Origin of the sequence: Streptomyces sp. HPF1205, assembly GCF_020400825.1 — a bacterium.
GTDB lineage: Bacteria > Actinomycetota > Actinomycetes > Streptomycetales > Streptomycetaceae > Actinacidiphila.
The window spans coordinates 294072-304272 of record NZ_JAINVH010000005.1; the positions used below are offsets into that span (position 1 = coordinate 294072).

General features: G+C 75.2%; 8 protein-coding genes. 2 read left to right on the forward strand and 6 right to left on the reverse strand.

Going from position 1 to position 10201, the window contains the following annotated elements:
- Positions 1-227 precede the first annotated feature (227 nt).
- The 6 genes from K7G61_RS08655 to K7G61_RS08680 form a co-directional block, all read right to left on the reverse strand.
- On the reverse strand, positions 228-866 hold the full coding sequence (locus tag K7G61_RS08655) for a TetR/AcrR family transcriptional regulator (protein WP_225846090.1): 639 nt from the start codon (positions 864-866) through the stop codon (positions 228-230).
- Complete coding sequence (locus K7G61_RS08660) at positions 854-1597, reverse strand: enoyl-CoA hydratase family protein (RefSeq protein ID WP_225846091.1); 744 nt, start codon at positions 1595-1597, stop codon at positions 854-856. Before K7G61_RS08660 ends, K7G61_RS08655 begins: the two co-directional genes overlap by 13 nt.
- A 70-nt stretch (positions 1598-1667) precedes the next feature.
- Positions 1668-2858 carry an acyl-CoA dehydrogenase family protein gene (locus tag K7G61_RS08665; RefSeq protein ID WP_225846092.1) on the reverse strand — a complete coding sequence of 397 codons (1191 nt, stop codon included), beginning with the start codon at positions 2856-2858 and terminating at the stop codon, positions 1668-1670.
- On the reverse strand, positions 2855-4963 hold the full coding sequence (locus K7G61_RS08670) for a biotin carboxylase N-terminal domain-containing protein (protein WP_308190607.1): 2109 nt from the start codon (positions 4961-4963) through the stop codon (positions 2855-2857). Before K7G61_RS08670 ends, K7G61_RS08665 begins: the two co-directional genes overlap by 4 nt.
- A gap of 39 nt (positions 4964-5002) precedes the next feature.
- Positions 5003-6541, reverse strand: a complete 1539-nt coding sequence (locus tag K7G61_RS08675) for an acyl-CoA carboxylase subunit beta (RefSeq protein WP_225846117.1) — start codon at positions 6539-6541, stop codon at positions 5003-5005.
- Between the two features lie 134 nt (positions 6542-6675).
- Entirely contained in the window at positions 6676-7512 is an 837-nt protein-coding gene (locus K7G61_RS08680) for a TIGR03084 family metal-binding protein (protein ID WP_225846093.1), read from the reverse strand.
- Between the two features lie 373 nt (positions 7513-7885).
- On the opposite strand from K7G61_RS08680, the gene K7G61_RS08685 reads away from it, so the two are divergent.
- Positions 7886-9526, forward strand: coding sequence for an ABC-F family ATP-binding cassette domain-containing protein (locus tag K7G61_RS08685; RefSeq protein WP_225846094.1), 1641 nt, complete (start codon positions 7886-7888; stop codon positions 9524-9526).
- 119 nt (positions 9527-9645) lie between these two features.
- The gene (locus K7G61_RS08690) at positions 9646-10032 is read left to right on the forward strand and encodes a hypothetical protein (protein WP_225846095.1); all 387 of its coding nucleotides are present in this window, start codon (positions 9646-9648) and stop codon (positions 10030-10032) included.
- Positions 10033-10201: the final 169 nt, after the last annotated feature.

Genomic DNA, 10201 nt, shown 5'->3' on the forward strand with positions numbered 1-10201 from the left:
GCCGTACGTCGTGACCAGCGCGCGCCTGGTGCACGCCCGGGCCACCGGCTCGCCCGGGCGTGCAGCGCTACCGCCTGCTGCTCGCCGAGGAGGCCGGCCGGCTGCTGGGATGCGTGCGGACCGGGCTGTTCGCCGACGCCGGCGGGCCCGGGCTGGGCTTCGCGAACCTCACCGTACGGCCGGGGGCCGCGGCCCGGAACCGTCCGGCCCGCGGCGCGGCCCCCGCCTCACCCGTCCTCGCGCAGCACCGCGTCGAGCAGCCGGGCCCACTGGCGGACGATCCGCTTGCGGCGGGCCGAGTCGTCGGTCAGCAGGTTGGCCAGGCCCAGGCCGCGGGCCATGTCCAAGGTGCCCTGGACGGTTTCGCGCACGCCCGGGCGGGACTCGTCGGCGCCCAGGAACTCCACCGCCAGATGGTGGGCCTCGCGGCCGATGCGGGCCTCCAGCGCGGCGACCCGGGGGCGCAGCGACTCCTCCTCGCCGGCCGCCACCCACAGGTGCAGGGCGGCGCGGAACAGCGGACCGGTGTGGACGGCCACCAGCATGTCGACCACGGCGAGGGTGCGGTCGGCGCCCTCGCGGGGCAGCGCGCGGGCCCGTTCGCGTACGGCCGCCAGCCAGCGCTCGGCCATGTGCGCGATCGCCGCGGTGAACAGTTCCTCGCGGGTGCGGAAGTGGTGCTGCGCCGCGCCGCGCGAGACCCCGGCCCGGGCGCACACCACGGCCACGGTGGTGCCGGACCAGCCGTGCTCCGCCAGGCAGGCGACGGCGGCCTCCAGTATCCGCTGCCGGGTCGCGCGGCTGCGGTCCTGCTTGGGGGCGCGGTCGGCGGCGGCGTCCTCGGTCCGGCCGGTCACAACGCCCATGGCGGCTCCCGCCGTTCGAGCAGTGCCCGTACGCCCTCGGCGGCCTCCGGTGACGCGAACAGCCGGGCGCTGCGCGAGGCCAGTTCCGGGCCGTCGGCGGCCAGCCGTTCGCGCAGCGCCGCGGTCGTCAGCTCCTTGGAGGCGGCCAGACCCTGCGGGGACGCGGCCCGCAGCCCCGCGAGGATGCCGTCCAGGTCCTCCTCCCGGGCCGTGACGAGGCCGGTCCGCAGCGCCTGCGCCGGTCCGAAGGTCTCCCCGGTCAGGAACCACCGCGCCGCCGCCCGCTGGTCGGCCCTGGCCAGGACGGGAATCGAGGCGACGGCGGGGGCGAGCCCCAGCCGCGACTCCCCGAAGGCGAAGGTCGCCGAGTCGCCCGCCACCGATATGTCGCAGGCCGCCAGCAGCCCGAGTCCGCCCGCCCTCACGTGGCCGGTCACCCGCGCCACGACCGGCTTGGGCAGCTCCGCGATCCGCCGCATGAGCTCGACCAGCAGGACCGGCCCGCGCTCGACGCCGTCCGCCTTCAGGTCGGCGCCCGCGCAGAAGGTGGAACCGGTGTGGGTGAGCAGCACCGCGCGCACCGCCTCGTCGCCCGCGGCCGCGTCGAGCGCGCCGGTCAGCTCGGCGATCAGCGCGGCGGACAGGGCGTTGCGGTTGTGCGGGGAATCGAGGGTGAGGACGGCGATGCCCCGGTCGGTGTCCCTGCGCACAAGGGGCGTTGGCGTGGTCACTGTGGCAGCTCTCCGCTCCGTACGTGGATCGGGTCGGGGGTCGGGTTCGGGGTCGGGGTCGGGGCCGGGGTCAGTACGACTTGGGCAGCCCAAGGCTGTGGTGCGAGACGAAGTTGAGGATCATCTCACGGCTCACCGGGGCGATGCGGCCCACCCTGGAGGCGGTGAGCAGGGACGCCAGGCCGTACTCGGCGGTGAGCCCGTTGCCGCCCAGGGTGTGCACCGCCTGGTCGACGGCCCTGGCGCCTGCCTCGGCCGCCGCGTACTTGGCCATGTTCGCCGCCTCGCCCGCCGCCATGTCGTCGCCCGCGTCGTACAGGTAGGCGGCCTTGCGCATCATCAGCCGGGCCAGTTCCAGCTCGATGTGCGCCTGTGCCAGGGGGTGGGCGATGGCCTGGTGGGCGCCGATCGGGGTCCGCCACACCTGCCGGGTCCGGGCGTACTCGACGGCGCGGGCCAGCGCGTAGCGGCCCATGCCGACGGAGAACGCGGCGGTCATCACCCGCTCGGGGTTGAGCCCGGCGAACAGCTGCAGCAGCCCCGCGTCCTCGTCGCCGACGAGCGCGTCGGCGGGCAGCGCCACGTCGTCGAGGAAGAGCTGGAACTGCTTCTCGGGCGCGGCCACCTCCATCTCGATCCGGCGGTACTCGAATCCGGGCGTGCCGCGCTCGACGATGAACAGGCAGGGCTTGAGCCGGCCGGTACGCGCGTCCTCGGTGCGGCCCACGACCAAGGTGGCGTCGGCGATGTCCACGCCCGACACGAACACCTTGCGGCCGCTGAGCAGCCATCCGCCGGTGTCCGGGTCGCGGCGGGCGGTGGTGGTGATCCGGTGGGAGTTGGAGCCGGCGTCCGGTTCGGTGATGCCGAACGCCATCCGCAGGGCGCCGCCGGCCAGGCCCGGCAGCCAGCGCCGCTTCTGCTCCTCGGTGCCGAAGCGGGCGATCACCGTGCCGCAGATGGCGGGGGAGACGATGAGCAGCAGCAGGGGGCAGCCCGCGGCGCCCAGTTCCTCCAGCACGATGGACAGGTCGGTCAGACCGCCGCCTCCGCCGCCGTACTCCTCGGGCAGGTTCACCCCGAGGTAGCCGAGCCGGCCGGCCTCCTGCCACAGCTCGTCGGTCTGCCCGCCGGCCGCTACCGCCGCCGCGAAGTAGCCGCGGCCATAGCGGCGGCCGAGTGCGCCGACCGCCTCGCGCAGGGCACGCCGCTCGTCGTCCTCCAGCAGGGCGCTGTCGAAGGTGCCGCGGACGGTGCTCATGGGCCTGCCTCCTCCTTGACGACGGCGAGTACGGCGCCGAGTTCGACCTGGCGGCCGATCTCGGCGGTCAGGGCGGTGAGCGTGCCGGTGACGGGCGCGGCGATCACGTGTTCCATCTTCATCGCCTCCAGCCACAGCAGGGGGTGGCCGCGTTCGACCCGGTCGCCGGGGGCGAACGCGCCTATCCGGACGATCGTGCCCGGCATCGGCGCACGCAGGGATCCCGCGGGCGTGCGCGTCCCGGGCTCGGGCCAGCGCGGCAGGGCGGTCAGGGAAACGGGCGCGGAGGGCGAATCGACGAACACCCTTCCGGAGTACATGGCGACCTCGAACTCCTGCCGCACGCCGTCGAGTTCGAGGACCACCCGGTCCGCGGCGGCACTCACCACGGCCGTCCCGGGATGCCCCTCGGGCACCAGCCCGGCCCGCTCCCACCGGTACCGCGCCTCGTACTCGCGGCCACCGGGCTGGGCCCGGAAACGTTTCGCCTGAGCCTGCGACGGAACGTTGCGCCACCCGCCGAGCCGCGCCACCACGGAGGCTCCGGCCGCCGCCCCTGCTCCCGCCGTCGCTCCCGACGCCGTCGCAGTGCCGGACGCCTCCCGCGCCTCTCGCGCCCCCGGCACCGGGCCGGCCCGGCGCGCCGCGTCCGCCAGCGCCGCGACCAGCGCGGCCCGCCGCTCGGCCGCCTCCGTGCCCTCGCCCTCCCCGTGCCGCAGCAGCTCCCCGTGCCGGTCCAGGAACCCCGTGTCCAGCCGGGCCGCCGCGAAATCCGGGTGCCGCAGCGTACGGACCAGCAGGTCGCGGTTGGTGACCGGGCCGTGGATCCGGGCGCGCGCCAGGGCGTGCGCCAGCCGCCGCACCGCTTCCGCGCGGCTCGGCGCCCAGGCGATCACCTTGGCCAGCAGCGGGTCGTAGTGGACGCCGACGACGTCACCGCCCGTCACACCCGCGTCCACCCGCAAGCCCCCGTCCCGCCCGGCCGGCACGGCGAACTCCGCGTCCACGTCCGGGACGTCCAGCCGGTACAGCGGCCCCGGCTGCGGCCGCCAGTCGTGCGCGGGATCCTCCGCGTACAGCCGGGCCTCCACGGCGTGTCCGTTCGGCTCCGGCGGCATGGGGGAGGGGAGGGCGGCACCCTCCGCGATCCGGATCTGCCAGGCCACCAGGTCGAGGCCGAAGACGCACTCCGTCACCGGGTGCTCCACCTGCAGGCGGGTGTTCATCTCCAGGAAGTACGGGCGGCCGTCGCGGGCGACCAGGAACTCCACCGTGCCCGCGCCCGTGTAGCCGATCGCCCGGGCCGCCCGCTCGGCGGCGTCGCGCAGGACCGCCCGCATTTGCTCGCCGAGCCCCGGCGCCGGAGTCTCCTCCAGGACCTTCTGGTGGCGGCGCTGCACCGAGCAGTCGCGTTCGCCGAGCACCCACACGGTGCCGTGCGCGTCGGCGAGGACCTGGACCTCGACGTGCCGGGCGCCTTCAGCGTACGGCTCCACGAACACCTCGCCGTCGCCGAAGGCCGCGGCCGCCTCCGCCCGGGCCGCCGCCAACGCGTCTTCCAGCGTGTCCGGTTCGCGTACCACCCGCATGCCGCGCCCGCCGCCTCCCGCGGCGGCCTTCACCAGCACCGGCAGATCGGCCGCCGTCACCGATGCGGGGTCGAGGGCGGCGAACAGCGGCACTCCGGCGGCCGCCATCAGCTCCTTCGCCCGGGTCTTGGAACCCATGGCCTCGACCGCCGCCGGCGGCGGCCCGATCCACACCAGTCCGGCGTCGCGCACCGCCCGCGCGAAGCCGGCGCTCTCGGAGAGGAATCCGTACCCCGGGTGCACCGCGTCGGCCCCCGCCGCCCGCGCGGCGGCCACCAGCAGGTCCGCGCGCAGGTAGGTGTCGGCGGGCGCGGCGCCCGGCAGCCGCACCGCCGCGTCCGCCTCCCGCACGTGCGCCGCTCCCGCGTCGGCGTCGGAGTGGACGGCCACCGTCGCGATCCCCGCGCGCCGGCAGGTACGGAACACCCGCCGGGCGATCTCGCCCCTGTTGGCCACGAGTACGCGGGTGATCGGTACGGGGCCGCCGCCCGTCCCGTCGGCGTCCTTCGTCACCACCGCCTGCCCTCTCACATCTCCCCTCTCCCCTCTCATCTCTCACATCCGGAAGACGCCGAAGCCGCCGCGCGCACCCTCGACCGGGGCGCTGTGCACCGCCGAGAGGCACAGGCCCAGCACCGTCCGGGTGTCGCGCGGGTCGATCACGCCGTCGTCGTAGAGCCGGCCCGACAGGAACATCGGCAGGGACTCGGCCTCGATCTGCCGCTCGACGGCGGCCCGCATCGCCGCGTCCGCGTTCTCGTCGAACGGCAGGCCCCGCGCCGCCGCCGACTCGCGCGCCACGATCGACAGCACGCCGGCCAGCTGCGCCGGCCCCATCACCGCGGACTTCGCGCTCGGCCAGGAGAACAGGAAACGCGGCTCGAAGGCACGACCGCACATGCCGTAGTGGCCCGCGCCGTAACTCGCGCCCATCAGCACCGAGATGTGCGGCACGCGCGAGTTGGCGACCGCGTTGATCATCATCGCGCCGTGCTTGATGATGCCGCCCTGCTCGTACTCCCGGCCGACCATGTAACCGGTGGTGTTGTGCAGGAAGACCAGGGGAGTGTCGCGCTGGTTGGCGAGCTGGATGAACTGCGCGGCCTTCTGCGACTCGGGGCTGAACAGGACGCCCCGCGCGTTGGCCAGGATGCCCACCGGGTAGCCGTGCACCTCGGCCCAGCCGGTGGCGAGACTCGGCCCGTACAGCGGCTTGAACTCGTCGAAGACGGAACCGTCGGCGATCCGCGCGATCACCTCGCGCGGGTCGAACGGGGTGCGCAGGTCGCCCGGCACGATGCCCAGCAGGTCCTCGGGGTCGGACAGCGGCGGCGCCGGGTCCGGGCGCGGGGCCGGCCCCGCCTTGCGCCGGTTCAGGCGGGCCACCACCCGCCGGGCGGTACGCAGCGCGTCCGGCTCGTCGAGCGCGAAGTAGTCGGCGAGCCCGGACACCCGCGCGTGCATGTCCGCGCCGCCCAGCGACTCGTCGTCGCTCTCCTCCCCGGTCGCCATCCGCACCAGCGGCGGGCCGCCGAGGAACACCTTGGAGCGCTCCTTGATCATGATCACATGGTCCGACATGCCGGGTATGTACGCGCCGCCCGCCGTCGAGTTCCCGAACACCACGGCGACGGTGGGGATCCCGGCGGCCGACAGCCTCGTTAGGTCGCGGAACAGCGCCCCGCCGGGGATGAAGATCTCCTTCTGGCTCGGCAGGTCCGCCCCGCCGGACTCCACCAGGCTCACCAGCGGCAGCCGGTTGGCGAGGGCGATCTCGTCGGCCCGCAGCGCCTTCCTGAGCGTCCACGGATTGCTGGCACCGCCGCGCACGGTCGGGTCGTTCGCCGTCACCACGCACTCCACGCCCTCGACCACGCCGATCCCGGTGACGATCGAGGCGCCCGTGGTGAACTCGCTGCCCCAGCCGGCCAGCGGCGACAGCTCCAGGAACGGCGTGTCCGGGTCGAGCAGCAGCTCGATCCGCTCCCGCGCGAGCAGCTTGCCCCGCCGCCGGTGCCGCTCCTGGTATTTCGCGCCGCCGCCTGCCAGCGCGGGGGCGTGCGCGGCGGCCACCTCCGCCAGCCGCTCCAGCATCGTCGCGCGCCGCTCGGCGAAGTCCGCGCCGCGGGTGTCGAGCCCCGTGCTCCGGGTGTCGAGCGCCGCGTCCTGGGTGTCGAGCCTCGCGTCCTGGACGTCGGACCCCGCGTCCTGGGCGTCGATCCCCGCGGTCACCGCTCCCCGCCGCCGTCCGCCGCCGACGGTGCGCCGTCCGATGCCGAGGGCGCGCGTCCCGTGCCGGGTGGTCCCGCGAACGCCTGGGCGATCGACAGCCAGGTGTCGGCGTCCGGGCCCTGCGCTTGTACGGCCACGTCGGCGCGGTTGCGGCGCCGCACGGCCAGCAGGCAGAAGTCCAGCGCGGGCCCGTACACCCGCTGCCGGGCGCCGGCCGGGCCGAACGTCCACAACGAGCCGTCGGGAGCGGCCAGTTCGACCCGGAATTCCTCGGCCGGGGCGGGCAGGCCGTTGACGCCGAAGGCGAAGTCACGGGCGCGTACCGCGATCCTGGCCACGTGCCGGAGCCGGGCCGTGGGAGCCCGCCGCACCCCCAGGGCGTCGGCGACGTCCTCGCCGTGCGCCCAGGTCTCCATCAGCCGCCCGGTCGCCATCGAGGCGGTGCTCATCGGCGGCCCGAACCATGGGAAGCGGACACCGGGCGGCTGCCCGGTCAGCACCGCCCACAGCCTGGCGCGGCCGGTCCGCCACCGGTCCAGAAGGTCGGCCGGCGGCAGGGCGGCACCGCTGCGGGCGGCGTCGTCCACATAGGTGTCCAGGTGGGTCGCCGCGTCCCCCAGCTCGTCCGCGAACGCCTCGGGGTCGGTCACCGCGAGCAGCGCCTGGCGGTCGGTCCAGGCCAGGTGGGCGATCTGATGGGCGATCGTCCAGCCCTCGGCCGGTGTGGGAGTCGCCCAGCCGGCCGGATCGAGCCCGGCGACCAGGGCGTCGAGCCCGTCGCTCTCGGCGCGCAGGTCGTCCAGGACGGCGCGTACGGCTTGCGGATCGGCCATGGCCACTCCCTTTGACTCGTTCTCCGGCTTCCTGGGCGTCCGGTGTGTCAGTGCGGTGAGCGGGTGAGCGGGCGAGTTCTTGCGGGACGAGGGTGACAGCGGCCCGGGAAACAATCAAGCGCGCATGCATGATTTCCTGTCGCCCGAACGGAGGCGCGCCTCGGGGCGCGCCGCCGGGGCGCGCGACGAGGCGCGTGGCGGGGCGCGCGACGAGGCGCGTGGCGAGGCGCGCGACGCCAGGGACCCCGCGCGCAGCCCGGGGTGCTCCGCGCACCGCGCCATCCCCGCCGTTCGCGCCGCCCGCGGCCTCGACGCCGTTCCGGCGATAAGCGTTCGCCGCGCCCCGCCCCGGCCCGATAGGATCCCCTGCCTGATGAGTGCCACCCTCGTTGCCAAGAACCTCGCCGCGGGACACGGCGACCGCGCCCTGTTCTCCGGGCTCGACCTGGTCGTCGCGCCCGGCGACGTCATCGGCCTGGTCGGGGTGAACGGCGCCGGCAAGTCCACGCTGCTGCGGCTGCTGGCCGGGCTCGAACGGCCCGAAGAGGGCTCGGTGCGGCTGTCCCCGGCCACCGCCACCGTCGGGCACCTGCCGCAGGAGCCCGAGCGGCGGCCGGGCGGGGAGACCGTACGGGAGTTCCTGGCCCGCCGTACCGGGGTGGCCGCGGCCCAGGCCGCGCTCGACGCCGCCACCCAGGCGCTGGTCGACGCGGCCCCTGGTGCGGACGACGCCTATGCGACGAGCCTGGAGCGGTGGCTCTCGCTCGGCGGCGCCGACCTGGAGGACCGCGCCGAGGAGGCGGTCGCCTCCCTGGGCTTCGCGGTCGGCCTCGACCAGGAGATGTACACCCTGTCCGGCGGCCAGGCCGCCCGGGTCGGCCTCGTCTCCCTCCTGCTCAGCCGCTACGACGTCTTTCTCCTGGACGAACCCACCAACGACCTGGACCTGGACGGCCTGGAACGGCTGGAGAAGTTCGTCACCGGGCTGCGGGCCGGCGCCGTCCTCGTCAGCCACGACCGGGAGTTCCTGGCGCGTACCGTCACCAAGGTGGTCGAACTCGACCTCGCCCAGCAGCAGGTGGCCACCTATGGCGGCGGCTACAACGCCTACCTGGAGGAGCGCGCCACCGCCCGCAGGCACGCGCGCGAGGAGTACGAGGAGTACGCCGACACCAAGGCCGCGCTTGAGGCGCGGGCCAGGATGCAGCGCGGCTGGATGGACAAGGGCCTGCGCAACGCGATGCGCAAGGCCCCCGACAACGACAAGATCGCCCGAAAGGCCCGCAGCGAGGGCAGCGAGAAGCAGGCCGCCAAGGCGCGGCAGACCGAGCGGCTGATCGAGCGCCTGGACGTCGTGGAGGAGCCCCGCAAGGAGTGGGAGCTGCGGATGGAGATCGCCGCCGCCCCGCGCTCCGGCGAGGTGGTGTCCACCCTGCGCGGCGCGGCCGTGCGGCGCGGTGACTTCGCCTTCGGCCCGGTCGACCTGCGTATCGACTGGGCCGACCGGGTCGCGATCACCGGACCCAACGGCTCGGGCAAGTCCACCCTGCTCGCGGCCCTGCTCGGCCGCCTGCCGCTGGACAGCGGCGAGGCGTCGCTGGGGTCCGGCGTACTGATCGGCGAGGTCGACCAGGCCCGCGCGCTCTTCCGCGGCCCCGAGTCGCTGCTGGAGGCCTTCCGGGCGCCCGCGCCCGACCTGGACCCTGCCGAGATCCGCACCCTGCTCGCCAAGTTCGGCCTCAAGGCGCACCATGTGCTGCGGCCCGCCGCCACGCTCTCCCCGGGCGAGCGCACCCGCGCCGCCCTGGCCCTGCTCCAGGCCCGCGGCGTCAACCTGCTCGTCCTCGACGAGCCGACCAACCACCTCGACCTGCCGGCCATCGAGCAGCTCGAATCGGCCCTGGCCTCCTACCGCGGCACCTTGCTGCTGGTCACCCACGACCGGCGCATGCTGGACGCGGTGCACGTCACCCGCCGCATCCAGGTGGCGGACGGGCGCGTCACCGAGAGCTGAGCACCCCGCGCTCCTCCCGCGGCGAGGGGGAGGGAACCCCTCCGGGCCGGGCTGCGTCCCATTGTCGTACCAACGGATGTACGGGTGTGACGTACCGGCGGGCGGTGAGGAGGACGGGGATGCGCGCTCGGGTGCTGGTCGCCGCCGCGGCCGTCCTGCTGACGGCGGGCTGCGGTTCCGCGAGCGGCGTCCGGGTGGGGCCGCCGGAACCCAGCGGGCCCACCGCCCCCGTGTGCGGCGACGTGGTCGTCACGCCGGACGGCGGGCAGGCCCGCGAGGAGTGCCTGAGCGTGGGCAGCACCCTGCGCGTCCGGCTGGAGCCCGGCGATCCCGCGCCCGTCGAGAAGGGCGCGGCACTGCACGAGGTCGCCAAGGGCGTCTATCGCGGCGCGAAGGCAGGCACCGCCGAGGTGAGCGGCTTCCGGCGGGCCTGCCCGAGCGCGAGACCCGGCGGACTGAGCTGTCATGCCGTCGTCGGGTGGAAGGTCACCGTGGACGTGCGGTGACCGGCGGGCCGGTGGGCCCGGGCCGGCAGTGGGGGCCGGCCCGGGCCCATCGGCATGCGGCCGGGCGGGATCACCCGGCGCTGATGGGGTCTGTGCTCAGCTCACGTTGACGGCGGTGTCGTCGATGACGAAGGAGGTCTGGAGGCTGGAGTCCTCGGTGCCCGTGAAC